The organism is Sulfurovum sp. (assembly GCF_036568385.1).
Lineage (GTDB): Bacteria > Campylobacterota > Campylobacteria > Campylobacterales > Sulfurovaceae > Sulfurovum.
Map to the genome: position 1 here is coordinate 1 of NZ_DATCSP010000092.1, position 25921 is coordinate 25921.

The 25921-nt window shown below is 46.1% G+C and carries 24 protein-coding genes; 11 read left to right on the top strand and 13 right to left on the bottom strand.

The window, feature by feature from the left end:
• Positions 1-1675: fused protease/ribonucleoside-triphosphate reductase (locus VIM88_RS09630; protein ID WP_331862676.1), on the top strand; the 1675-nt coding region annotated here is incomplete at its 5' end.
• Between the two features lie 26 nt (positions 1676-1701).
• Here VIM88_RS09630 and VIM88_RS09635 read toward each other — a convergent pair.
• The 3 genes from VIM88_RS09635 to VIM88_RS09645 all read right to left on the bottom strand — a co-directional run bounded on the left by VIM88_RS09635 (position 1702) and on the right by VIM88_RS09645 (position 4627).
• On the bottom strand, positions 1702-2457 hold the full coding sequence (locus VIM88_RS09635) for an alpha/beta hydrolase (protein ID WP_331862677.1): 756 nt from the start codon (positions 2455-2457) through the stop codon (positions 1702-1704).
• A 106-nt stretch (positions 2458-2563) separates the two neighbouring features.
• On the bottom strand, positions 2564-3328 hold the full coding sequence (locus VIM88_RS09640) for a slipin family protein (RefSeq protein WP_331862678.1): 765 nt from the start codon (positions 3326-3328) through the stop codon (positions 2564-2566).
• Positions 3329-3331: 3 nt separating this feature from the next.
• Complete coding sequence (locus VIM88_RS09645; RefSeq protein WP_331862679.1) at positions 3332-4627, bottom strand: nodulation protein NfeD; 1296 nt, start codon at positions 4625-4627, stop codon at positions 3332-3334.
• 167 nt (positions 4628-4794) lie between these two features.
• Here VIM88_RS09645 and VIM88_RS09650 point away from each other — a divergent pair, with 167 nt between their 5' ends.
• Complete coding sequence (locus VIM88_RS09650) at positions 4795-5040, top strand: hypothetical protein (RefSeq protein WP_331862680.1); 246 nt, start codon at positions 4795-4797, stop codon at positions 5038-5040.
• Positions 5041-5042: 2 nt separating this feature from the next.
• The gene (locus VIM88_RS09655; RefSeq protein WP_331862681.1) at positions 5043-5537 is read left to right on the top strand and encodes a Mut7-C RNAse domain-containing protein; all 495 of its coding nucleotides are present in this window, start codon (positions 5043-5045) and stop codon (positions 5535-5537) included.
• A gap of 32 nt (positions 5538-5569) precedes the next feature.
• Here the strand turns inward: VIM88_RS09655 and VIM88_RS09660 are convergent, their stop codons facing one another.
• From VIM88_RS09660 to VIM88_RS09680, 5 genes are all read right to left on the bottom strand, one after another.
• Positions 5570-5845 (bottom strand): DUF503 family protein, encoded by a 276-nt coding sequence (locus VIM88_RS09660; RefSeq protein WP_331862682.1) that lies wholly within the window; start codon positions 5843-5845, stop codon positions 5570-5572.
• Between the two features lie 2 nt (positions 5846-5847).
• Positions 5848-8238, bottom strand: a complete 2391-nt coding sequence (locus VIM88_RS09665) for an ATP-binding protein (RefSeq protein WP_331862683.1) — start codon at positions 8236-8238, stop codon at positions 5848-5850.
• Positions 8232-9374, bottom strand: a complete 1143-nt coding sequence (ald, locus tag VIM88_RS09670) for an alanine dehydrogenase (RefSeq protein ID WP_331862684.1) — start codon at positions 9372-9374, stop codon at positions 8232-8234. The genes VIM88_RS09665 and ald overlap by 7 nt, the downstream gene beginning before the upstream one ends.
• A gap of 96 nt (positions 9375-9470) precedes the next feature.
• On the bottom strand, positions 9471-9815 hold the full coding sequence (locus VIM88_RS09675; protein ID WP_331862685.1) for a TraR/DksA family transcriptional regulator: 345 nt from the start codon (positions 9813-9815) through the stop codon (positions 9471-9473).
• Positions 9816-9901: 86 nt separating this feature from the next.
• Entirely contained in the window at positions 9902-10816 is a 915-nt protein-coding gene (locus VIM88_RS09680) for a universal stress protein (RefSeq protein ID WP_331862686.1), read from the bottom strand.
• Positions 10817-10915: 99 nt separating this feature from the next.
• Here VIM88_RS09680 and VIM88_RS09685 point away from each other — a divergent pair, with 99 nt between their 5' ends.
• Complete coding sequence (locus tag VIM88_RS09685) at positions 10916-12598, top strand: Na/Pi symporter (RefSeq protein WP_331862687.1); 1683 nt, start codon at positions 10916-10918, stop codon at positions 12596-12598.
• Between the two features lie 66 nt (positions 12599-12664).
• Here VIM88_RS09685 and VIM88_RS10230 read toward each other — a convergent pair whose 3' ends face one another.
• The 4 genes from VIM88_RS10230 to atpD are packed head-to-tail and all read right to left on the bottom strand — an operon-like array spanning position 12665 to position 14927.
• Positions 12665-12904: an ATP synthase subunit I gene (locus tag VIM88_RS10230; RefSeq protein WP_414717496.1), complete on the bottom strand. Its 240-nt coding sequence runs from the start codon at positions 12902-12904 to the stop codon at positions 12665-12667.
• A complete protein-coding gene (locus tag VIM88_RS09690) occupies positions 12901-13188 on the bottom strand; it encodes an AtpZ/AtpI family protein (RefSeq protein ID WP_331862688.1) in 288 nt (95 codons plus the stop codon). Before VIM88_RS09690 ends, VIM88_RS10230 begins: the two co-directional genes overlap by 4 nt.
• Complete coding sequence (locus tag VIM88_RS09695) at positions 13181-13582, bottom strand: hypothetical protein (protein WP_331862689.1); 402 nt, start codon at positions 13580-13582, stop codon at positions 13181-13183. The genes VIM88_RS09690 and VIM88_RS09695 overlap by 8 nt, the downstream gene beginning before the upstream one ends.
• Entirely contained in the window at positions 13566-14927 is a 1362-nt protein-coding gene (gene atpD, locus VIM88_RS09700) for a F0F1 ATP synthase subunit beta (protein ID WP_331862690.1), read from the bottom strand. Before atpD ends, VIM88_RS09695 begins: the two co-directional genes overlap by 17 nt.
• 120 nt (positions 14928-15047) lie before the next feature.
• On the opposite strand from atpD, the gene VIM88_RS09705 reads away from it, so the two are divergent.
• From VIM88_RS09705 to VIM88_RS09725, 5 genes are read left to right on the top strand one after another with little or no spacing between them, the layout of a single operon-like run.
• The gene (locus tag VIM88_RS09705; protein ID WP_331862691.1) at positions 15048-15755 is read left to right on the top strand and encodes a F0F1 ATP synthase subunit A; all 708 of its coding nucleotides are present in this window, start codon (positions 15048-15050) and stop codon (positions 15753-15755) included.
• Positions 15748-16014 (top strand): ATP synthase F0 subunit C, encoded by a 267-nt coding sequence (gene atpE, locus VIM88_RS09710; protein ID WP_331862692.1) that lies wholly within the window; start codon positions 15748-15750, stop codon positions 16012-16014. Before VIM88_RS09705 ends, atpE begins: the two co-directional genes overlap by 8 nt.
• A gap of 5 nt (positions 16015-16019) precedes the next feature.
• Positions 16020-16772: a F0F1 ATP synthase subunit delta gene (locus VIM88_RS09715; RefSeq protein WP_331862693.1), complete on the top strand. Its 753-nt coding sequence runs from the start codon at positions 16020-16022 to the stop codon at positions 16770-16772.
• Positions 16772-18286: a F0F1 ATP synthase subunit alpha gene (locus VIM88_RS09720; RefSeq protein WP_331862694.1), complete on the top strand. Its 1515-nt coding sequence runs from the start codon at positions 16772-16774 to the stop codon at positions 18284-18286. Before VIM88_RS09715 ends, VIM88_RS09720 begins: the two co-directional genes overlap by 1 nt.
• Positions 18283-19125, top strand: coding sequence for a F0F1 ATP synthase subunit gamma (locus tag VIM88_RS09725; protein ID WP_331862706.1), 843 nt, complete (start codon positions 18283-18285; stop codon positions 19123-19125). The genes VIM88_RS09720 and VIM88_RS09725 overlap by 4 nt, the downstream gene beginning before the upstream one ends.
• Before the next feature lie 39 nt (positions 19126-19164).
• On the opposite strand, the gene VIM88_RS09730 is transcribed toward VIM88_RS09725, so the two are convergent.
• The gene (locus tag VIM88_RS09730; RefSeq protein ID WP_331862695.1) at positions 19165-21675 is read right to left on the bottom strand and encodes a cation-transporting P-type ATPase; all 2511 of its coding nucleotides are present in this window, start codon (positions 21673-21675) and stop codon (positions 19165-19167) included.
• Positions 21676-21782: 107 nt separating this feature from the next.
• Here VIM88_RS09730 and VIM88_RS09735 point away from each other — a divergent pair, with 107 nt between their 5' ends.
• Positions 21783-24203 (top strand): hydrogenase small subunit, encoded by a 2421-nt coding sequence (locus tag VIM88_RS09735; protein WP_331862696.1) that lies wholly within the window; start codon positions 21783-21785, stop codon positions 24201-24203.
• The gene (locus VIM88_RS09740) at positions 24200-25867 is read left to right on the top strand and encodes a nickel-dependent hydrogenase large subunit (RefSeq protein WP_331862697.1); all 1668 of its coding nucleotides are present in this window, start codon (positions 24200-24202) and stop codon (positions 25865-25867) included. The genes VIM88_RS09735 and VIM88_RS09740 overlap by 4 nt, the downstream gene beginning before the upstream one ends.
• The last annotated feature ends 54 nt before the right edge of the window (positions 25868-25921 follow it).

Here is a 25921-nt window from a genome sequence, read left to right on the forward strand (position 1 = left end):
GCAGCGCTATGCCCAAAAGCTCGCGACAACAATGTTCGAGATGAAATGGCTGCCTCCCGGGCGCGGATTGTGGATCATGGGTACGGAGTACATCTATGAACGTGGCAGTGCCGCACTGAACAACTGCGGCGCGGTGGACACGACCGACCTTTCCCTCGCAGCGGAGTGGACCATGGATATGCTGATGTGCGGGGTCGGGGTCGGTTTCAATACCGCATGGAAAGGGATGAATGTCGCCATCCCGGATAAGAGGGATCCCCTTGTGCATAGTATACCCGACAGCAGAGAGGGCTGGGCCGGATCAGTAAGGCTGCTGATAGAGAGCTACACGAAAAAAGGCAGATGGTTTTCATTCGATTACAGCAGGATCCGTCCTGAGGGGTCTCCCATTCATGGGTTCGGCGGTACGGCATCCGGTCCTGCTCCGTTAAAAGAACTGCATCAGCGGATGGAACGCTATCTCGACGACTATTGCCTGGGAAAAAGCGATCGGACGCGCTGTGTGGCAGATATCATGAACGCCATCGGCAGCTGTGTGATAGCAGGCAATGTGCGCCGCAGTGCCGAAATAGCACTGGGGTCCGTCCATGACAGGACCTTTCTCGAGCTGAAGGACTACAAAAAACATCCGGAGCGCGCTGAGATCGGATGGGTCTCCAATAATACGGTGGTCCTGGAAAAGAGCGAGGATCTTGCACAGTTACCGCTCATTACAGCGCATATACGTGACAATGGTGAGCCCGGCATCATGAACCTGCCCAATGTGCAGCAATATGCCCGCTACGGTGAAGCCTCCCATGATAACGCTTTTTTGGCAAACCCCTGTTCTGAGATCCCGCTGGAGAGTTTTGAGCTCTGTAATCTGGCAGAGGTATTTCCCTCCCGCTGTGAGGATGAAGAGGCGTTTTACCGGGCACTGGAGTATGCCACGTTTTATGCTTCCACCGTCTCCCTGCTGCCCACACATCGTCCTGAAACAAATAAGGTCATCCTACGAAACCGAAGGATCGGTGTCAGTATCTCCGGCATTGCGGATTTGCTTGACAGCTATGGAGAAGCAGCACTGACACGCAGACTCAGAAAGGGGTACCGTCTTGTACGGTCGGTCAATCAAAAATTAGCACTGGAAGCAGAGATCCCTGCATCCGTCAGGGTAACGACCGTAAAGCCTTCGGGGACCATCAGCCAGCTGGTCGGCTGCAGTGCAGGGATGCACTTTCCTGCATTCCGCTACGCACTGCGCAGACTTCGCGTGGGGCACACTTCCCGTATCTGTAAGATACTCAAAGATGCAGGTGTCCCTCATGAAGCGGACCGCTACAGTGCCAACACCACCGTATTTGAATTTCCCATCACTCACGGGAAAACAAGATATGCAGCCATGGTTCCAGCTTCGGAACAGTTCTCGCTCCTGGCACTGTTGCAGCGTGAATGGAGCGATAATATGGTGAGCTGTACCATCTACTTTGATCCTGAAACAGAGGGGGCACAGATCGAAGCGCTGCTGACACAGTACCTTCCTGTCATAAAATCGGTCTCCATGCTGCCGCATTCCGATAAGGGGACTTACTGTCAAATGCCGTATGAGGGGATCACAAAAACACAGTATGAAGCACGTCTGGCAGAAATGCCCTCTATTGACTGGAATGCTTTTTCCAATAAAATAGACAGTTGATATCGAAGATAGTTTAAAATTAAAAACTATCTCATAAACGAGGTAATGCTCTTCTTGTAATCAGGATGGTGATGCACAGTGTTGTGCCCTACACTGCCCAGTGTCACAACATCTACTTGTGCGTTGATGAAAGCATCGATGAGATTCTGTGTATGTTCATAAGGAATAATTCTATCATTACCAGCAGCTATGATCAGTGTATCTGTGGTGACCCTGTCAGCTATTCCGACTGCATCTAATCGTTCTGTCATGATAAGGCCCATCGGAAAAAATCTGTAAAGTTTTTTGCCTACATTCACTGCACTATCGAAAGGTGTTATAAGGAGTAGCTTTTCTATCTGACGCTTGGAAGCTAAATAGGTTGCAACAGCCGCCCCGATGCTTCTCCCCATGACCGAGAGGGCAGTATGATCTTTAATAAAATGGTCATAAAGTGATAAGGCATCACGGTAGAGGCCCTCTTCATGAGGTGATCCACTGCTTCCTCCGTAACCGCGATAGTTTACAAGGTAGACCGTATGGTCAGAAAAAAGTGTTCGAAAATCATTGATGTTATATGCAACATTCTCAGCATTACCCCCGAAGTAGATGAGCCCTTTATCCTTGCCCGGGTTAAGCGTCCATATCTTGATCTCTGCATCACCTGTATCTACCAAGGTATGTGCCGCACCCGGGACACTTACTTCAGAGGTTGGCAAATAGATCATTTGGCGCTGAAAAAGAAAAAGTAACAGGCAGATGAGCAGATAGAAGATGCTCAGTATAGCTATCAATGAAACCATGCTTCTACCCTTTATCGCCTTCTCCATGAGATCATGTTCCCTTATACATTAAGATGCAGCGATCTTTGCTCATAAACAAAAACAGCCACATGAACCATTTATAAAGCTATTCTTCTTTTACGATACCCTTCATGAACTGCTGTAAGTCTGTCGGGAACGGGAAGACCACCGTATTGGTCTTGTCATTGGATATATCACTCAAGGTCTGCAGATAACGTAATTGTATCCCGTAGGGATTTTTACTCAGTATCTCGGCTGCCTCCACAAGGTTCTTACTTGCTTCAAGCTCTCCTTTCGCATTGATCACTTTGGCACGACGTTCCCGTTCCGCTTCCGCCTGTTTGGCGATGGCACGTACCATGCTTTCGTTCAGGTCGACATGTTTGATCTCCACATTGGAGATCTTTATCCCCCAGGTATCGGTCTGCTTGTCCAGTATCTCCTGTATGTCGTAGTTCAGCTGTTCCCGTTCAGCAAGCATTTCATCAAGTTCGTGCCGGCCAAGGACCGAACGAAGGGTCGTCTGTGCAAGCTGGCTGGTCGCCGCATAGAAATTCTCTACCTGTATGATCGCTTTTTCAGGATCCACGACACGGAAATAGACGACGGCATTGACATTCACGGATACATTGTCATGGGAGATCACATCCTGCTCCGGTACGTCCAGTACAATGATCCGAAGATCCACCCGTTCCATTCTCTGTATGAACGGTATCAGGATGATCAGTCCCGGACCTTTCACTCCTGTAAAACGTCCAAGCGTGAAGACAACTGCACGCTCATATTCACGTAAAATGCGAATGGCGGAAGCCAGGAAGATAAGTAGTATCATCACGATATAGACCGAAGTCATTGGTATCATTGGTAACATCATTTACTCCTTTATTGGTTTGACGTGCAGTACCAGTCCTGTCAGACCCTCTACACGTACTTTTTGACCGATCTTCAGTTCGCTGTCAGATTCAGCATACCATACCTCGCTGTGACAGCGTACACGGTACCCTTTGTCTGTGACCTCAAGCACTTCAGCGACAGAACCGACCATCTCATCGATACCTGTCACAGACTTGAGAGACCGTGTCCGTAGCAGGAACTGCAGCACAAAGATAAAAAATCCCAGACTCACCAGGGAAAACGCTATGATCAGTGGTATGGAGACTCCGCTTCCCAATGTATCGGCATCAAAAAGAAGCAGTGAACCCAAAGCAAAGGCAATGACGCCTCCGATCCCCAGGATGCCGAACCCCGCAACAAAAACCTCTGCGACCATAAAACCGATACCCAAGAGGATCAACAGCAGCCCCGCATAGTTGAAGGGCAGCATGTTCAATGCGTACAATGCAATGACCCCTGAAAGGACCCCGGTCACTCCCGGAAAGATAGCACCGGGATTCAGCAATTCAAAAAATATACCGTATATGGCTATGATAAGGAAGATATAGGCAATGTTGGGGTCCGTAATGATAGAGAGAACTTTGATCTTCCAGTCCGCCTCATAGGTCTCTATGACTGCATTACCCGTTCTAAGTTTGATCTCTTTTCCTGACACGGTAACGCTCCGTTCATTCACTTTGTGCAGCAGGTCATTGACATCCTCTGCCAGTATCTCTATGACGCCATACGCAAGCGCCTCTTTTGCCGAAATGCTTTTGGCCTCTTCGACCGCTTCTATCGCCCAGGAAATATTGCGTTCATTGAGTTCAGCCAGACTTTTTATGTAGGCCATGGCATCATTGATCGCTTTTTTTTCAAGGGTGGAAGGAGTAGTACCGTTTAGATCGGTCATCTTCGAAGCCGGCATCAGGCTGACAGGAGTTGCGGCGCCAAGATTCGTTCCGGGTGCCATGGCCGCTAGATGAGAGGCATAAAGAAGATAGGTACCGGCACTCGCAGCACGGGCACCTTTAGGGGAAACATAGACGATCACAGGCAAGGTACTGTTCGTGATCTCCTGGATCATCTCACGCATAGAGGTTGAGAGTCCTCCGGGCGTATCAAGTTCGATCAGCACTATCTGCGCATCCTTATCCGCAGCTGCTGCCATCCCCTCTTTGAGATAAAAACTGCTTGCAGGACCAATGGCACCTTTGATCTCCAATTTCATGACAGCAGTAGTGTTGGCTGAAAGCGGCAAGAACGTCAGGAGGAAGAAAAAAAGTAAGCGTTTCATCTTATACACCTCTTACACCGTATTAAGATAACTTGTTTCTATCATACCCAATAAGTAAAAAGAAAACAACATATTTGTGTTAAAATATGCAAAAGGCAGCGATTCAAACCTGCAAAGCTTGCAGAGATTTGGAAGCATTCCTTGGTATATCTAGATGGAGGTATGAGATGAAAAACTATATGTATAATTCCGACGTGGGGACATTTGAGATCGTGCATAAAGCTCATTTGCAGTATGAGCTTTGGATAGGAGAAGAGCTGCTCGGCGAATATGAAAGCGCCGAGCTGGCTGCCGAAGATGTCGCCGAATTCAATACCGACTATGTGGAGTGGGACAGGTTCAAAAATGAACTTGAAAACTTTCCACAAAGCCTTGCAGACTGGACTGCTGTCACGGAAGACTCACCCCGTTGACCATGCAGCGCTCCATCACCGCAGGAAAGAATGGCTCCCCCAGATTCATCGCTGACTGCCATTTGGGAAAACTGGCAAAATATTTGCGGCTGATGGGAGTTGACACCCTTTATTTTCCCCACATAGAGGATGATAAACTGATCGAGATGGCCAAGCGCGAACATCGGACGATTCTTACAAGAGACCGTTCTCTTTCAGAACGCAGACATGCCCCTGCATTTTTTCTGGAAGCCAAGGATACTGAAACCCAGCTCAAGACAGTGATAGACCACTACAGGCTGAAAGAGGACCCCGCTCCTTTCAGCCGCTGTATCGTCTGCAATACCCCGCTTCAGGTCATTGAAAAAGAAAAGGTCATCGATATCCTGCCGGAAAAGGTCAAAAAGTATTTCGACTATTTTGAGTACTGCCCTACCTGTGACCGCGTCTACTGGCAGGGGGACCATTATCGGCATATGATGGCATTTTTGGAACCGCTCCTGCAAGAGTCATCCTAGCGGTCTACTCCCACTGCTACGTATCCGACCCTTTAGATCTCTTCATATTCCAGTTCAAAATGATATTCTGAAAAGTGCCTCTCAAGCATCTGTTCGATCTTTTCACGGTACTGGGCTGCTTTAAGCGAATTTGGGGAAACAAAGACAAAAGCGATATCCGCTTCTTTGGCGTATTCTCCGCTGATATCCATCACCGAAACGTTGAATGCCTTCAGTTTCTCTTTCATACTGTTGGTGACACTCCTGCGCCCTTTGAGCGACTGGACATACGGCAGTTCCACATGCAGAATACAGCTACAGATGATCATGACTACTCTATTCTCTTTTGTTTGCTTTTATTGGCAAGCAGTTTCAGCTTCTCTTCTACAAGGTAGTTGATACTTCCTTTCGGAAATCTGCCGTGCTCATCTTTCCTGCCGCTCTCTTTTCCGGTGAGTATTTCCATCCCCTCATCCACGCTCTCAATGGCGTAGATCTCAAAGGTGCCTTTTTTGACCGCTTCCAGGACCTCTTCTTTCAGCATCAAATGTTCCAGGTTGGAAGCAGGGATGATAATGCCGTTCTTTTCCTGATCATCCAGCAGCGTACAGATATCAAAAAAACCTTCTATCTTTTCGTTGATACCGCCGACCGCCTGTACCTGGCCGTTTTGATTGACCGAGCCGGTGACCGCTATCGATCGGGTCAGGGCAACTTCGCTCAGAGAAGAGAGCAGAGCGAACAGCTCTGCACAGGAGGCACTGTCTCCGTCGATCCTGCCATAGGACTGTTCAAAGACAAGCGTGGCGGTGATGCTCAGCGGGAAATCTTTTGCATAGGTGGCAGCCAGATAGGCAGAAAGTATCATCATCCCTTTATCATGGGTCGGTCCACTGAGCTTTGCTTCTCTTTCAATGTTGATCACACCGCCCTTGCCGAGTCTGGTCAATGCCGTGATCTTTGAGGGATGACCGAAAGAGAAGTTGCCAAGATCCAGTATCGCCACCCCATTGATCTCTCCGATGGCCGACCCCTTCGTATTTATCAGGATCGTTCCCCTTTGGATCATTTCGTACATCTTGTCTTTGATCCTGTCAGACCTTTCTATCTTCTCTTTGATGGCTTCGTTGATCGCAGCTCTTGTGATCAGGGGGAGCTTTTGCTGCGCTGCGATAAAATCCGCCTCCTGCAGCAGGTTGTTCAGGCTCTCCAAATGTGTCGAAAGTTTTTTACTGTCTTCGACCAGACGCGAACTGTATTCGATCACCCTACCCACAGCCTCTTTGTCCAAGGGCAGAAGATCATTCTCTTTTGCCATCATCGCGATCATTCTGGCATACAGCAGGCTGTTTTCCTCATTTCGCTCTGTTTCATTTTCAAAATCCGCATTGATCTTGAAGAGCTCTCTGAATTCAGGATCGTAATTGTAGAGCAGATAGTAGAACATTCTGTCGCCTATCAGTACGATCTTTACATCCAGTTCGATCGCCTCAGGTTCCAGAGAGAGGGTACTGATCAGGCTCAAGGAATGCGCAAGGGACTCAATGCGGATCTCCGAGGATTTAAGCATTCTTTTGAGTCCCTCCCAGACAAAAGGCTGCATCAGTACCTTGGATGCATCCAAGATAAGATATCCGCCATTGGCCTTATGCAGCGCACCCGCTTTGATCAGGTTGAAGTCCGTCAGTAATGTCCCCATCTGCGCGATGTGCTCGACCTCTCCGAACAGATTGGTATAGGTCGGATTGTTCTCATAGATGATCGGCGCGCCATCTCCGTCATCATTGCTTACAATGACATTCACATTGTACCGGTTGAACAGTCCGCTCTCCTTTGCAGATTTCATCCCCATGGCAACCAGGTTTCCTTGTGCTGCGATCAGAAAATCCTGTGAATTGTCTATGATGTCAGCTTCCACGCTCTCCAGGTACCCTACCACTTTGCTGTACCCACTGTATTTTCTTTTTAACTCGTCCAAACTGTTGTCCACAGCTTTTTTTGTCATGTTTTTTTCAAGTTTCCTGATCTCTTTCTGGCGTATCTTGCTTTCTACGACAATGTCCTGAACGATAGTTTCCAGCTCATTTCTGAACTTGATGATCTTTTCCTGTATCTTCTCCTTCTCTTCGGGACCGAGTGCCTGATACTCCTCTTTGCCCAGAACCTTTCCTTCCTTGCTGATAGGCGAAAGGGTATAGCCCTGCGGCGTGAAACTGATCAATATACCATCTTCTTTGGCCCTGTTCTGTATATCGATCAGGGATGCCTCTTTGGCTTTGGTGAGTTTATCAATGATGGCCTGTTTCTGCTCTCGGTATTCTTCACTCTCAAAGATGGAGGGGATGACCGTCTGGAGCTCCTCGATAAGTTCTTCCATGTCCTTTTTAAGCTGCGTTCCCATCGTTGCGTCAAGCTTTAGATAGATCGGTTTTCTTGGCTCCTGAAAATTATTGACATAGCACCAGTCACCCGGTTTTTTCTCATTCTTGGCCTGGCTTTGAATAAATTTTTCTACCACAGCGTGTTTTCCGCTGCCGAGTTTACCCATAGCATAAAGATTATAACCCTCTTTTTTGATACCGATACCAAAGCTGATGGCTTTCAGTGCCCTGCGCTGCCCTATGATCTCATCAAGTTCTTCAAGTTCGTCGGTCGTCTCAAAATCAAACATCTCCGGATTACAGTAATTATAAAGCTTATCCACTCCCACTGGTTTCAACATCGTTCCCCTCCAAACTCCGGACAATTTCCAATAATATCTTTTAATGCATAATGTGTAATCTGATGTGCTTTGGCTACACCTTTTTCCGTCACAAACCCGCCTGCGACATTCACACCGCTGTAAATGGCAACATCCTGCAGACTTGCGCTTTTCCACCCCGAATCAGCGATCTTCCTGACATAAGGCAGGGTTGCATTGGACAACGCCTGCGTGGCAGTCACAGGATAATCTCCGGGTATGTTCGCCACACAGTAGTGCAGCACACCGTCCACTTCGAACACAGGATCGTCATGGGTGGTCGGTCTGGAGGTCTCAAAGCATCCCCCCTGGTCAATGGCAACATCGACCAGCACCGCACCTTTTTTACAGTAGGAAAGCATCTCCCTGGTGATCAGATGCGGTGCTCTTTCGCCGGTGACATAGACCGCCCCGATCACCATATCCACCGTAGGCAGGATCTTTTCCATATTGTAGGCATTGGAGTAAAGGGTTGAGACATTCGCAGGCATGGATGCCTGAACGGATCTCATGCTCTGCGGATTTCTTCCCATCACGATCACATCCGCACCCATTCCCGCAGCAATGCCGGCGGCATTTTTTGCTACGGTCCCGCTGCCGATGATCAAAACCCTGGATGGCAGTATACCGGTCGCACCGCCTATCAGTACCCCCATTCCATTATGGTGGGCCGAAAGAAAAGTGCTCGCGACCATGGGAGCGACCCTGCCCGCTATTTGACTCATCGGCTCAAGCAGAGGCAGCCTGCCGTTCTCCTGAACGGTTTCATAGCCTATAGCTGTCACTTGTTTTTTCTGAAGCAGTTCGGTCAGTTCTGCGTGAGGAGCAAGATGCAGATAGGTAAAGAGTATCTGTCCGGGTTTTAAAAGGTCATACTCTTCCGGCTGAGGCTCTTTCACCTTTACGATCATTTCACAGGCATCATAGATCTCTTTGGGATCATCCAGTATCACTCCGCCTGCCTGCAGATAGTCACTATCGGAAAAACCGCTTTTCTCTCCGGCATTTTTTTGGATATGGACTTCGTGCCCGCTCTCAACAAGGAGTCTGACACCAGAGGGGATCATCCCCACCCTGTACTCCTTGCTCTTTATCTCTTTTGGTATACCGATTTTCATCTGAAGCTTTCCCTTTCCCTCAGTGGATTTAGACCCTGTCATTGCTTGCTGGCGGTAAATAACACAAAACACCTACCATTGCCGGGTTTGAAGATGCTACTCTTCTGCTCCCACAATGGTTCTTGCTGTAGGGTTTGCCCTTAGTCTTTCCACAGGTATGGGTTTACCGCTCTTTTCGCATATCCCGTAGGTGCCGTTCTTTATTTTTCCAAGCGCATGGATCGTCTCGTCACGTTCATGCTCCTGCTGATCCAAAATGGTATTGTCTTTGGAACTGAGGCTGCTGAGCGAGGCGAGGTCTTCCATATCATTGATACCGTCATCCGTACCGACACTGTCCAGCTCTGACCGAAGCTGCTCAATGTTCTCTTCGATCTGTGCCAGATCCTTTTTTAAAACTTCTTCAAATTCATTCAGATCAAGATCGTCTCTTTTTTTCATCATTTACTCCTCTTTTCTTTCTTTTTTAGTATGATTTCTTTTTTTATTACTATATCTTTTTTTGCTGCTGTTTCTTTTTTGCTGCGCTACGGTACATAGACCAAAACATCACCAGGTGCTTCTCTTAGGATATACGTTGCAAAACTTCCCAGTAACGCCTTGAAGCCTCCCGTACCTCTTGATCCGACCACAACAAGATCATATCCGCCCTCTTTGATATACTCGATCAGTGTCTCTTTGGCATACAGTTCTCCGTCAATGACCTTTCCTTTTTTGACAGAGACCTCTTTCATGAAGGTTTTCAGATCACTTTTGGCACACGATCTAGCCACATCATTATACTGCGAAAGGTCGCGTCCCACCATCGTATAAGGGCCTTCCATATAAATGGTTTCAAACGCATTCACTATCTGGATGGAGGCATCGGGGAAAAGCGATCTGGCAAAGAGAATACTCTGTTTTGACTGTATTTCAAAGTCTGTAGGAGCAATAATGTTCTTATAGGGTTTTTTGCAACTGTTCTTCACGACCAGAACAGGCATATGGCTCTGATTCGCCACTTTTTCTGCCGTGGCTCCTACACGCTTTTTCTTGCCTTTTGTCCTGCTGTGTGCACCGATGATGATCAGGTCTGCCTTATGCAGTTTGGCTTCATAGAGTATGATGTCATCCGCATTGCCTTCTTTAACAAAGACAAAGCTGTTCACGTTCTTCTCTTTGTTCAGCCGTTTTATTTTTTTTTCTATCTTCTGTTTAATACCCTCTTTGTCTATGGCCATGGGCTTCGAACCAAAATAGCTCGGTATATCCAGCCAAGGTATTCTCACGGCATGCACGACGAACAGGTCCGAACCGGTCTCCCTGGCCACCATCATTGCTCTTTTTAGCACATGGTCCGAGTTTTCAAAAACATCTATACCGACAACAATTCTTTGCAACTTTTTCATCTCTTTTGCCTTTTTATCAAATAGTTTCGCATCAAGCTTCTCAGCAACTGTCATACATGGTTCATCTGTATTCTACAACAAATAATTTAACATACCAATGTCTTATGCAGAAATATTCAAGTTTTCTTAACAGAGTTTCTACTATCATAATCCATGCAGACAATCACCTTGACAAGTTCTATCATTACTGCTTTTTCCGGTTTGGGGATCTTCCTTTTCGGGATCTACTACATGGAGCTTTCTCTTCAGGAATTTGCAGGCTTCAGACTGAAACGATGGCTTAAGAACAGTACGGACAGTACCGGCAAATCGATCTTTACCGGTGCCTTTGCCACCGCACTGCTGCAAAGCAGTTCGGTCGTCACTCTTTTGACCCTCTCTTTTGTCAGCGTATCGCTCATCTCGTTAAAAAGCGGCATAGGCGTCATATTCGGTTCCAATATAGGCACCACTGTCACCGCCTGGCTTGTTGCACTGCTGGGATTTAAGCTTCAGATCGAATCCTTTTCCCTTCCCATAGCCGGATTCGGCGGACTGGGCCTGATGTTCCTGCCCAAACACAGCAGGTATTTTTTCTTTGCAAAGTTTCTGATCGGTTTCGGGCTTCTTTTTTTGGGACTGGAATATATGAAAACCAGTATCGAAGCACTTGGAAGCTCTTTTGAGCTTCACACATACAGTGCCTACCCCCTCTACTATTTTGTGCTGCTCGGCGCTGTGATCACCGCTGTGATCCAGTCAAGTTCTGCCACCACGGCACTGGTACTGAGCGCATTGAGTGTCAATGCTTTGACCTTCGAAGGCGCTGCATCTGTAGTGATCGGCGCCAATGTCGGTACGACCATTACGGCACTTTTAGGATCGATAGGAGGTACGGTAGACAAGAAAAGAGCGGCTGTGGCACACTTCATATTCAATATCCTGACGGCTGTGGTCGTCTTTTTCTTACTCTCCTATCTTTCTCTGTTTATTCTCAAGATAGTCCATTTGGAAAACTATCCTATCATCGCGCTGGCAGTGTTTCATACCATCTTTAACGTATTGGGTGTGCTGCTGCTAGCACCCTTTATACCGCTCTTGGCACGTTTCCTTGAGAAAGTGGTCACCTTTAAAACACCTGTGGTGACACGCTACGTGCACCTAGTCGATACTCAGGTGACAGAAAGTGCCGTCATTGCAGTGCGCGACGAGATAGAAGGGCTTTTTTTAAAAACCCTCAAATATATACTTCTGGTGGCGAATGTCAGATCCAACGATCTACTGGTCAGCAGGAAAGAGACGGATGAGATACTCGACACCAATAGAGATATCATTGATTTCGATAGTACGGCTTCTTATCAGAACATGAAAGCCATAGAGAGCAAGATCTTTGAATTTATCAGCAAAATAAACACACAGGAACTCGGCGAGGAGCAAAGCAGGAACATAGAGAAACTCTATACTGCGACCAGAGAGAGTGCCTATGCGGCGAAAATGATCAAAGGGATCAAAAAAGATCTCAATGAATTTGCACAGAGCGATGATCCCTCTGTCCAGAAGGCCTACAATCGTATGCGTAAACATCTCATCAATGCCATTCGTACACTGCATCTGTATATGAATCATGAAATAGACAAAAAAGAGTTCGAGAAAAAATACAACGAGAGTCTTCAGGAGAACGAACAGCTGCTCAAACAGGTCACCTTTGCCTACAAGACCTTTGGTCTCGACGTCACGCTGCTCACTTCGCTGCTCAACACCAACCGTTCGCTCTTCTTGGTACTCAATTCACTCTATCTGGCTTCAGAAGTGTTTGACATAGAGATAAATCCGCAGAATGATGCCTACGTGAAGTAATATGGCTTTGCCGATCAGATGACATGAGATAAAAATAAGTGTTTGAAGGTTTTGCCCTGTCTATCTTTATTGGTATGTATAGTAATATCTGCTGATCATGAACCCTAAAAATGTATAAATAGCCAAATAGCCAAAGTGATAAAAAAGCATACCAAATACAATACTCAATAATGAAAAACGGACCAAGAATGTAAAAAAGAACGGGAACTTATGTTTTTTTTTCATATGTTGCAGCTGAAGATACAAATGTCCAAAGTAGAAAAATCCAATAAGGATACCTGTAAAAAGTAAAAGTAGCGCTTTCATTTCTTATAAAAAAAGACCTTCCAGACAGAATATATCGCAACAAAAAGTCCTAAAATGATAAAAGTGAGCGTCCAGGAAAAAGTGCTGTTTTCCACTGCATAATGCTTATCCAGATAGGTACCCAGATAACCGCCAAGAACCATAGGCAGGACGATCATCCAGCCTATGGCCCCGACGAGCATGACCTTTTCCCAGAAAATACCTTTTTTTCTCCATTTCTTCAGCCAGGAAGCTTGTTTGTCAATATTGTTCTGAAACATCTCTTTTTGGGTTTTTTTATCCAACGTCTCTCTCCATTTCAATCAATTTTTTGATAAATGCATGTTGCAGATTTTCTATGTTGTCACTAAAAAGCCGCTCCTTCTCTTCCTGAACTTTGAAAGCGTATTTGATACTATCCAAAAGCGTGTTTAAATCATCACTTTCTACAAACTCTTGTGTCATGATCTTCAAATGGTTGTTTTTAAAAGAGAGGATCCCGCCGTTAAAGGCATAATAATGCTCTTTATTCTCTATTACTGCTATGGCGATGGCGGACTCCAGGACGGTTAGAAATGCTGTATGTCTAGGCAGAATACCGAATGAACCGCTTTTATCTTCTGCTCTGAAAAAGGAGATTTTTTCTACGATCTTTATGGCTTGCGGGGTGATGATCGTGGCATCAAATGTTGATTTCATCAATGGCTCCGATCATATAAAAAAGAGACTCATCTATCTCATCCATCTCACCTGAGATGATCTTTTTACATCCCTTGATCGTATCTTTAAGGGAAACATTTTTGCCCTCCCTCCCACTTAAAGCTTCCGTGACAAAGAACGGCTGGGTTAAAAACTTTTCCAGTTTCCTGGCCCTCATAACGGTCAAACGATCTTCATGACCCAGCTGAGCCATACCCAGCATCGCGATAACATCCTGTAGTTCATTATATTTTGTCAGGATGCTTTTTACCTCTTTTGCAACCGCATAATGTTCTTCTCCTATAATGGAGGGATCAAAAAGTTTTGAATGCGATGCAAGAGGATCTATCGTGGGATAGAGCCCCTTTGAAGCACGGGAACGGGAGAGTATGACAGAGGTGTCCAAATGGGCAAAAACAGAAGCAACGCCGGGGTCAGTGATATCATCAGCAGGTACATAGATCGCCTGGATCGATGTGATAGAACCCTCTTTGCTGGAAGCGATACGCTCTTCAAGTTCGGCGATCTCACTGGAAAGGGTTGGCTGGTATCCGACGCGAGAAGGAATTCTTCCAAGCAGTGTAGAGATCTCTTGCCCCGCCTGAATAAAACGGTAGATATTGTCGATCAGCAGCAGTACATCCTTATGCTCCTCATCTCTGAAATACTCTCCCATGGTAAGTGCGGTCAGAGGTGTCATATAGCGAATTCCCGGGGATTCATTCATCTGTCCGAAAACCATAATGGTATTATCCATCACGCCGGACTCTTTCATCTCTTCATAGAGTTCATGCCCCTCTCTGATCCTCTCCCCTACGCCTGCGAACAAAGAGATGCCCTGATGCAAAGAGATAGATTTATAGATAAACTCCATCAGTAGAACGGTTTTTCCTACACCTGCTCCGCCAAAAAGTCCAACTTTACCCCCTTTGATGAACGGAGAGAGCAGATCGATGATCTTGATACCCGTTTCATAGACCTCGATCCCGCCACTCTGCTTCGCTATCTTCAAAGAGGGTCTGTGGATAGTATGATGCTTTGAAAATTTGCTCTTTCCTCCATCGATCTCCATACCAAGTGCATCAAAGACCTTGCCCAATGTCTCTTTTCCTACCGGAACTTTTATGTGTTCATAGGTACGTGCAACTTCTGCTCCCTTTTCTACACCCTGCATATAACCCAGGGCTATGGCACGAACGGTATGTTCATCTATCTGTTTTTGTGTCTCAAAATAGAGCGTTTTATCTTTGTCTTTCAACACAAGCGCTTCATAAATAAAAGGCAGTTCCTTTTCAAAATAGATATCGCATATGGTTGAACTTAAAGCTATTATTTTCCCGATCATGATACGTCTCTAGGTCTTTTTTACCCCATTATAACCAAATGCGTCGCTTTCTTGTCTTTTAAGCTTTTCTAAAACGCATTTATCTTATCATCAAATCAAATAAATAGATAAGAGATTATTATGGTTGAAAATGTATTTCCTGAAATCGTATCTGAATTTAACATCGCATCTCTTGTCATCCCCATAACAGATACTGTAGTAACGACTTGGATCATTATTGTTATACTGACGGCTGTCTCTTATTTCACGACCAGGCGATTGTCCATTTCGCACCCGCCAAAAATGCAGATCTTTGCAGAAAGAATTGTGATCGCTATAGAACAGACCCTGGAGAATTCTGTCAATATCTCTGCATGGGTACTGGTGCCGTTTATCGGTACCATATGGATCTATGTAGGCTTTATGAACTTGATATCGCTCATTCCCTATTTTCATAATCCTACAAGAGATCTGAGTACAACAGCTGCACTTTCGGTCATAGTCTTCTTTTCGATCCACTACTATGGCATCAAATTCAGCGGTTTCAGCGGCTATCTCAAAAAATATATCGAACCTTCGGTCTTTCTGCTTCCGTTTAACCTGTTTGCAGACATTTCAAGGATTTTTGCGATGGCCATACGGCTTTTTGGAAACATGTTAAGCTGGGAAATGATCGTTGCGATCCTTATCGCATTGGTAGGTTTTCTGGTACCCGTACCTATGATGCTTCTCAGTATCGTGGGGGATGTTCTACATGCTTTTCTGTTCGGGCTATTGGCCTATATATTCATTATTGGCGGCATCCAGGCAGAAGAGCTCAAATCAACTAAGGAGAAAAAAAATGGATAGTATGACTATAATCGTTGCAGTATCGATCATCACTTCAGGTCTGACAATCGCAATAGGAGGATACGGGCCTTCACGCGGTGAGGCCGAAGCCCTCACTAAAGCGATAGAGACCATAGGAAGACAGCCTGAATCAGCTAACGAGATCACCCGTCTGCTGTTTGTCGGTATGGCCATGGTCGAATCAGTAGCGATCTACTCACTGGTTATAGCCTTGATCATCTTGTTCGCCAACCCTCTGCTAGATCTGGTCGGGAAATAAGTCTTATGTTCAACTGGTGGACTTTTTTCTTTCAGGTCATCAACTTTTTTGTCGTTTTGTATATTTTATACAAACTCTTTTTCAATCCTTTGAAAAGAGTCATTCAAAAGAGAGATGAACTTCTAAGCAAACGTTTGGAGGAGATAGAAGCCGGTGAGAGAAGACTAAAAGAGCAGGAACAAGCGTATCAGGAAAAAGTAAAAGAGATAGATATCTTAAAGGGCAGAGAACTCAGTATTGCAAGAAAAGAGGCCCAGGAGGAGAAAAAGCGTCTCCTGGAACAAGCAGACAATGAGATCGAAAAAGAGAGGCTCAAACAGGAGAGTATTCTGGAGCTTGAAAGGAAAGAAGTAGAAAGAACCATCAAAGAACAAAGTGTCTATTTCGGCATGGATTATATTAAAAGATTCGCTAAGGAATTGATAGATGAGGAGATGCATCAAAAACTGATCGAAAAATTTCTTGTTGAACTCAAACGTGCAGATACAGGCGAGATAGAGATGCTCAAAAAAGAGATAAAAACCAGAGAGTGCATGGTCAAACTTACTACGGCGCTGAAGATAGAAGAAAAAATGATGCATACGATCAGAGAGACACTGGAGCATACCCTGAATATAACCATATCCTCTCTGGAGACTTTTGTGGATAGCGCTCTCATAGGCGGTATAAAACTTGAGATAGAGAACAAAATATTTGATGGGTCTATCCGGCAAACCTTGGAACAGTTAAAAGACGAAGCTGTTAGGGAATTATCGTAATGGAAACACAAGAGCATATCGAACAAACATTCAAAAAACTCTACCAGGTCTCTCATCGGTTTAGTTCAACATTCACCACCAAAGAAGAAGGGTATATCTCCAGTATCAGCGATGGTATTATAGAGGTCAGGGATCTCTCCACTGTCGCTTACTTTGAACTCTTGAAGCTTCCTCACAATCTTTTTGCTTTGACGCTCAATATCAAAAAAGAGTCCGTACAGGCTGTAGTTTTAGGTGATTACACCTCTCTTAATGTCGAAGACCGGGTAAGCTGCACCGGCCAAAGCATCTCCATCCCCGTAGGATTCGAACTTCTCGGCAAGGTGATCGATCCTCTCTCAAAACAGATCGATACGGATCAAGAGGTAAAAACAAAAGAGCGCTATCCCATAGAAAAAGAGGCCGTTCAAATGATCAAGCGTGACTTTGTCAAAGAACCCCTGTATACCGGGATCAAGATCATAGATGGAATGATACCCGTAGGAAAAGGACAAAGGGAGCTTATCATATCGGATGCATCTCTGGGAAAGAGTTCGATAGCCGTAGATACCATCATCAACCAAAAAGATAAAAATGTCTATTGTATCTATGTCGCTATCGGGCAGAAGAAAGCACAGATCGCCAGAGTGATCAATGACTTGAAAAAAAGTGATGCACTTTCACATACGGTCATCGTTGCAGCACCGGCAGATGCAGCGCCGGGCATGAAGTTCATAGCCCCCTATTCTGGGGCTGCGATTGCCGAATACTTTGCCGACCAGGGCAAAGATGTATTGATCGTCTATGATGACCTGACCAAACATGCCGATGCTTACAGAAGCATCTCCTTGCTTCTTGAAATTCCTCCCGGGCGTGAAGCCTATCCGGGAGATATATTTTTCATACACTCAAAACTCCTGGAGAGAGCAGGCAAAAGAGCAGAGAAATACACGGGTGGCTCCATTACGGCTTTGCCTATCATAGAGACCCAATCAGGCAGGATCTCTGATTACATCCCTACCAATCTTATCTCCATCACGGACGGACAGATCTACCTTGACAGGGAACTTTTCAACAAAGGCTTTTTGCCTGCCATCGATATAGCTAAATCTGTATCACGGATCGGGGGTAAAGCACAGGCAGAGGTGCTTAAAAAAATGGCGGTCAAACTCAAGCTTGATTACTCCCAGTTTCTTGAGGTTGAAGTATTTACAAAGTTTGGTGCAAAAGTCGAAAAAGAGACACAGAAACTGATAGACAGAGGAAAAGCACTGAGGGTAGCCCTGAAACAGGACCGCTCAAAACATATCAGTATGCCCATGCAGGTAGCGATATTTTTTCTGCATAATGAAGGCTATCTTGAAAAGTTGCCATTGGGAGAGGTAGAGCAGTTTATCGATACATTCAGTGTACACTTGGAAACAGAACATCAAGATATTTTACAAGCCATAAGTACAGCGGATCTTATGGACGAGTACTTAATAAGCCGGTTGAAAACGGTTGCAGATGCCTATGCAGAAGCGTGGCGGTCATGATCCCCTCTTTTGTCCTGAAAAGAAAACTCCAAAGTGCAAAAGAGATAGAAGAGATCGTATCATCCATGAAGGCATTTGCCAATTTTAATGTACAAACAGCAAAAAAAAGCCTCTCAAACTTACGGTTTTACCAGAGCAGCATCGAAGATTCCTTCGGAGAGATCATCACCCTTTTTCCATATCTGACCAAAAAGAACCTGAGCGAAACAAAAAAAACTATTTTTGTGCTCTTCATGTCACAGGAGGGACTTTGCGGTTATTTCAATGAAGATATTTTAAACTTTTTTGAAAATATCTTCCAAGATAACTCTATTACGATCATCGTTGGCGCAAAAGGGGCCGAGCTGGCAAGGGCAAGAAAGATCTTATGCAATCGCTATCTGAACGGCGCTTCAAATGTTGAAGCCATCGAGATCAACGCAATAGAACTTTCTTCCTACCTGATCGAAACTTTTGAAAAAGAACACTTCAATAAACTGAATCTCATCTATGCAGAGCTGGAAGGCGGAAGCTACAATATCGTTGAAAAAAAAGTGTTGCCTCCCGATTTCTCAAAATTTCATAAACAATCGATACAAGAAGAGCCGCTTCTCTATCTACAGGCAGAGGATATCTTACACGCTCTCATCAAGGAGTATCTGCATACCTCGATCTACAGAGCCTTCATTGAGTCAGTTGCCAGCGAAAACCAGGCAAGGCTTAACGCCATGGTACAGGCAAGCAATGCGATCAAGGAGAGAGAAAAACTTTTGATGCAAGAGTTAAATGTACACCGTCAGCAAGAGATAACAGACGAACTTTTAGATATTGTCAATGCGTATCGCTCGATAACAAAGTAGGAATTGAAGCTACAGAGCTCTTCTGATCCTGATCACTTCTCATCGCTTCTTCCAGAAGTACTCACCCCACTTGCGTATTTCGATCATGAAAAACACCCACAGTGCCATACAGCCTATGAGCGTTAGCGACCCCGCATCGAGCGGCAGCGTATGAAATATGTCTGAAAGCACGTAGATCGCGAACAGCTGCAATACGGATCCGATACCGATACCGTAGAAAATATACGGATTGATCTGCAATGATTTTTTAATATTTTTTAAAAAGGGCTCATTCTCTTTGAGTGACTGCAGACCATTGATCCATGTCGCAATGACAAATGCCGTAAAAAGTGTGGAGATCGCATACTCTTTGCCATAGTGCTCCAGCATCCATACATACATAAAGAGTGCGCCCAGACTGATCACCAAAGCGGCATAGAGCACGCGTAAAAGCTGTATTTTGTCCAAAAACTTCTCACGCAGCCTCGTGGGTGCCTTGTGCATCACATCCTCTTCCTCTTTTAGGAACGGAAATGTCTTATCCAGTGCACTGTCTGAAACCAGGTTGATCCACAATATCTGTACAGGATACAGTGGCAGAGGCAGTGCCATCAGGATCGCACCAGTGATGAGGATCACTTCATCCAGACTTGTAGAGACCAGAAAGTAGATCGATTTTCGTATATTGCCGGCGATCGTACGCCCCTGTCTGATCGCTTGGACTATGACAGAGAGATTGTTGTCTGCCAGCACCATTTTTGCAGTGGATTTTGCTGCATCTGTTCCGCCTCCCATTGCAATTCCCAGATCAGCAGCTTTGAGGGCAGGCACATCGTTTGCACCATCACCTGTCACAGCAACGACCTCACCCAGTTTTTGAAGCATCTTGACAATACGATGCTTATGTTCAGGAAGCACCCTCGCCCAAACCGTGACCTTTGGCAGGATCTCTTCGAGTGCCGTATCGTCCATCTCATTGAGTTCCTTGCCCGTAACGACCAGATCACCCTCTTTATAGATATTGACCGACCTTGCGACCGCTGCAGCCGTAAGCGGATTGTCCCCGGTGATCATCATCACTTTGACCCCGGCTTTTTGTGCGGTCTCTACCGCTTCCAAAACACCCTCTTTGGGAGGATCGAGGAAGCCTACCATACCGACGATCTCAATTTGCCATTGTTCTATATCATCCGTCGTGTGCTCCCCAGTCCCCAAGGCGATCACCCTTAGTCCGTTCGAAGCCAGCCTGTCATGCTCTTTTTCCAGTGTTTCAAAGTCATCCCGGTTCACGGCAAACTGTTTGAGCGATTCAAAGGCGCCTTTGACAAATATCTTGTGCTCTTTTTGGATCATATTGGAGCTGGCCATCAATCGGTATTTTGTATCAAAAGGATAAAGATTGACACGGGGATATTTTTCTCTGATACTCTCATACGCTTTACCCAGCCAAAGTGCAAGGGCCGTATCCAATGGATCGCCTTTACCTTCTACCGACTCGTTTGCCAGTGCTGAAACCGTTTGGGAAAATGTTTCATTGAGCGAAAAAACTTCTTTTACCTCGAGTTTTCCTTGTGTGATGGTACCGGTTTTATCCGATGCGATCACCGTTGCACTTCCCAAGGTCTCAACAGAAGGCAGGTGGCGGATATAGACTTTCCTTGTGCTCAGCGCCATCGCTCCGATAGTCAGCACGAGCGTCACCACGATAGGTAAGCCCTCAGGTACGGCTGAGACCAATTCAGCGATGATGAGATAAACGATCTCGATACCGTCTCTGCCTTGTCCGAACGCAAGGATAGCGGTCAAGAGGATCAACACAGACAGGATCAGCATATGTTTTTTGATGAAAACTTCCAATGCTTTGGTCAATGGGGTGTCCGGAGACTCCTCTTCGGCTTTTCCTGCAATAGAAGCAAGATAGGTCTTATCTGCGGTCAATACGACGAAACCTTCTGCATTTCCTTTTGTGATGGTGGTCCCGGACAGTGCCATATTGTCCAGTTCATAGGGAAGTGTCTCTTTTCGCAGTGTAAGGTTTGCATCTTTTTGTACCGGTACAGATTCCCCTGTAAGTATGGATTCATCAATGACCAGTCCGTTGCTATCAAAAAGACGTATATCCGCAGGAACGATATCGCCTTCGGAGAGTAGAACGACATCACCGGGCACAAGCGCTGAAGAGGGAACAGGGAATATCTCACCTTCACGTCTGACCTGTGTTTTGCTTTCAGTCAGTTTTTTCAGTGACCTGATGGAGGAGAGCGCTTTGACCTCCTGCCAAAACCCGATCAATGCATTCACCAGGATGATGAGCAGAATAAGAAAACCTTCATGTATATTTTGCAAAAAGAAAGAGAGTGCCGCCGCGACCAGCAGGACATAGATCAGCGGACTTTTAAACTGGGTAAGAAAAAGTATAAAAAGACTATGCTTTTTTTCCGGTATCTCATTCGGTCCGTAGAGGGAAAGATTTTTTTCTGCGGTCTCACCGCTTAACCCCTCTTTGGAAATTTCCATTTTTTGGGCTAAGGACTCTGTCGTTTCAAAATGGGGATACTCTGGAATAGTCATTCGTTCTTCCTGCATTTCATCTATATTAGTGTAACATATTTTATTTGTTATAATTATCTAAGAGAGTTACTGTAAACTATATAAAAGATGTTCAACGGAGAGACACTATGAGAATCGTGATCATAGGCGGTGGGATCGCTGCAGCCTATTTGGCAAACGGTATCAAAAAACTGGATCCACGTGCAGAAGTGCTCATCGTATCGGAAGAGGCCTATCTGCCTTATGACAGGATACACCTCTGTTCCCTTGTGGACAAAAGCCGGAAAGTCGAAGATATCGCGCTGCCTGTCGATCCTACCGTACAGATAGAACTCAATGAAAAAATAGTCTCCATAGACAGAAAAGCAAAAAGGATCTTTTCAGACCACTCCGCTTTCAGCTACGACAAGCTCATTATCGCCACAGGCTCCCTTCCCCGTACCCTTTTTGATATCAGCAGACTTAAAAATGCCGCTACATTCAGAAATGCCGAGGATTGCAGAAAGATCGCCGAGGGGATCGAGAACAAAGAGGTCGTCTTGGTCGGTGCAGGGCCCATCGCTTTGGAACTTCTGGAAACATTGAACCACCTTCAGAACATCAAACACATCACCCTCCTTGTACGCGGCAGCTATCTCTATGACAAAACGCTCTCCCCGCAGGCAAAAAGCGTGATAGAATCCGCCTATCTGCAGAGCGGAAAAGTGCACATCTCCTATGAGGATGAGATCACAGAGAAGCAGATCAACGGGAATATCATCACACGTTTAAAGACAAAGAAACTCGAGATACCCGACCCCTTTCTGATCTTTGGTGTGGGTATCAAGCCCAATGTTGATTTTGCGAGAGAGGCCCTGCAGTGTGACAGGGGTATCCTGACCAACACACATATGCAGACGGAAGATAAGGATATCTATGCTGTAGGTGAAGCCGCACAGGTAAGAGAACTGGACTTTACAGCGGGGCATGTCAAGGAGTGTACGCTTCAGGCAGATGTCGCCATTGCCAATATACTGGGAGTAGAAGAAAAAGAGTTTGTGCTGGAAGTGATGACCGATATGCTGAAGGTCGGTTCCTATGAGCTGCTGGATGTCAGGTCTCCCGATCATTCGGAAGGTTTTGAAAAGATCCTGATCACTTCTGAAAAAGACCACCGTATCGATGAATATTATGTGAAAGAGGATAAACTGACCCGTTTCATCGGGATCAACACCAACGTGGATATCGGGTATGTAGAATCACTGATACAGAATGCCAAAACCATCGACCCTGGATACCTCTACCAGAACAGGCTCGTAGGTGAGCGCGGCAGGCTGATATGCAGTTGTGAACATGTCTATCAAAAAGATCTGGAACAGATCGTTGCCGATACAGGCATTTCAAGCTTTTCGGAATTATCGCCGTTCAGCAAAGCAGGACGGACCTGCGGTCGCTGTAAAAAAATGGTGGAAGATGTCATTGTGGCATCGCAAGACCTGGTGGACCCCAACATGGTCAAAAAAAGTCCTGAAGATGTGAAACGGGACAAAGAACTGGCATTGGTCAAAAAAAGGATCGAAAAGTTCAATACACTGCATCCACACAACCAGATGGACAGTGAGAACCTCTCTGCCGCCATCGATGCGTATGAGATCAGCGAAAAAGAGCTCAACCACTGGATATCCATGGTCACAGCGACCATGCAGCTGCACCCGGAATTCGAAGGTTTGGTCAAAAAAGGGGTCCGTACGCTGAACAAAGTGCCCATCATATGGCTTGAACTTGCCGACTGTTCCGGCAATTCCGAAGCCTTTATCAAATCCTCCCATCCAGGGATCGAAGATCTGATCTTTGACTATATTTCACTGGATTACCATGAACTTCTGATGAGTGCTGCGGGAGATCAGAGCGAGAATGCCCTGGAGCATATCATCACCACGCAAAAAGGAGAGTATGTGCTTATCGTCGAAGGGGCGGTCCCTTTGGGAATGGATGGAAAATTCCTTCGTATCGGACCCAAAGGTGAAACGGGCATAGAACTTTTAAAAAGATGCGCGAAAGATGCCGCCTTGATACTCTCTGTCGGTGCCTGTGCCTTTGACGGCGGTGTCGTTGCCGCAGCACCGAACCCCACAGGAGCGGTGGGCGTATCAGATGCACTCGGACGGGATGACGTCATCAACCTTCCGGGATGCCCTGTCAATCCGATGAACATTGTGGGCACCCTGCTCTCCTATCTGATGTTCGCAGAAATACCCGAACTCGACGAGTTCAACCGCCCTTTATGGGCCTATGCAGGCAGGATCCATGACAATTGCGAACGGCGAGGCCACTACGAACTGGGCGAGTTTGTCAAAGAATGGGGAGACGAGGGTGCGAAAAAAGGGTGGTGTCTTTTTGAGATGGGATGCAAGGGACCCTACGCCAATGCGAACTGCCCGACCCTGAAATTCAATCAGGGAACCAGCTGGCCGGTACAGGGCGGCCACGGATGTATGGGATGTGTCGAAAAAGGATTTTTTGACAAGTTGGCCAATGAAAGAAAGATCGAAGAGAAGGAAGTCCAGTGAAGAAGATAGTCATTGATCCGATCACACGCATTGAAGGGCATATGCGTGCCGAAGTGGAGATAGATGAGAACAACATAGTCAAAGAGGCCTATGTAAGCGGTCAGCTTTTCAGAGGGATAGAGATCATTTTAAAAGACCGTGATCCAAGGGATGCGGGACTGTTGGCCGGGAGGATCTGCGGTGTCTGCACCAATGTGCATTTCCGTGCTGCGATCTCGGCAGTGGAAGATGCCTATGGCATTAAGGAGCCTCTCAACAGTCAGATCATCAGGGACCTGATGGCTCTGGCACTGTTCATCCAGGACCATGTGATCCATTTCTACCATCTGCATCTTCTGGATTTTGTCGATGTCACCAAAGCGTTGGAAGCGGACCCGAAACTGACCAGCAAACTGGGGCATAAGTACGCATCCCTGCCCTATGCCAATTCCCATGCGCACTATATCGCTGTCAAAGAGAAGCTTGAAAAGTTCATCAAGGCAGGGAAACTGGGACTCTTCAGTAACGGCTACTGGGGGCACAAAGCCTACAGACTTTCTCCTGAAGAGAATTTACTGCTGCTCTCCCACTATCTTGAAGCGATGAAGTTCCAGAGCGACATATCACGTGCCATCGCTATATTCGGGGCCAAAACGCCCCATCCCCAAACCATCGTCGTCGGCGGGGTGACCAGTGTGGCTGATATGCTCGATCCCCAAAGGCTCAATGAATTCATTTTTATCATCAAAGAGGCAAAAGAGTTCATTGACAGAGCCTATCTGCCTGATGTCAAACTGCTTACCCAGGCCTACAAGGAGGACATCAAGGCGGGTATCGGAGCCTCTGTCGGAAACTTTTTGTGTGTCGGCGGCTACAAGTTCAGCAAAGAGGACCGGCTCTTTGAAGACGGTGTCATCTTCGGGCATGACTTCAATGATGTCAAGCCCTTTGATGAGAGCAAGATCACGGAAGAAGTGGAAAGGGCCTGGTACAAGGACGACCAGCCCTACTACACCGATCTCAATGAGGACGGCACGCTCAAAACCGACAATCCTGATGACAAATACTCCTGGATCAAAGCACCGCGTTATGAGGGAAAAACGATGGAGTGCGGCCCGCTTGCAAGGGTCCTTGTCAGTTATCAAAAAGGCAACAGGTTCATCAAGCCTTTTGTCGATGAGTTTCTATCGGAATGTGACCTGACCCTGAAGGACCTGTGTACTACAGGAGGAAGAAATGCGGCAAGAGCGATAGAGAGTGCCTATATAGGAGAGTATCTCTTTAAGCTCATCAACACACTGGTCGAAAATATCAAATATTATGATACTCAGACCTGGAGCAAATATGATTTTGAGGCATTGCCGAAAAATGCAAAAGGAAGGGCTTTTTATGAAGTACCCAGAGGTGTGCTGAGCCATTTTGTGAACATAGAGGACCAAAAGATCAAGAACTATCAGGTGATAGCCCCGACCACTTGGAATGCCTCGCCCAAAGACAGCAGGAACCAAAGAGGTCCCTACGAAGAGGCACTCGTGGGGATTAAACTCGAAGACCCTTCCAAACCATTGGAGGTTTTAAGGGTACTGCACTCTTTTGATCCCTGTCTCGCATGTGCAGTCCATATCATCGATGCAAAAGGAAAAGACCTGGGCCAGTACAAGATCCATGCCTCTTGCTCCGTTTAAACCTATCCTCAACTCAAAACACGTCATCCTCGTGCTTGCACCCCCAGGTATTTC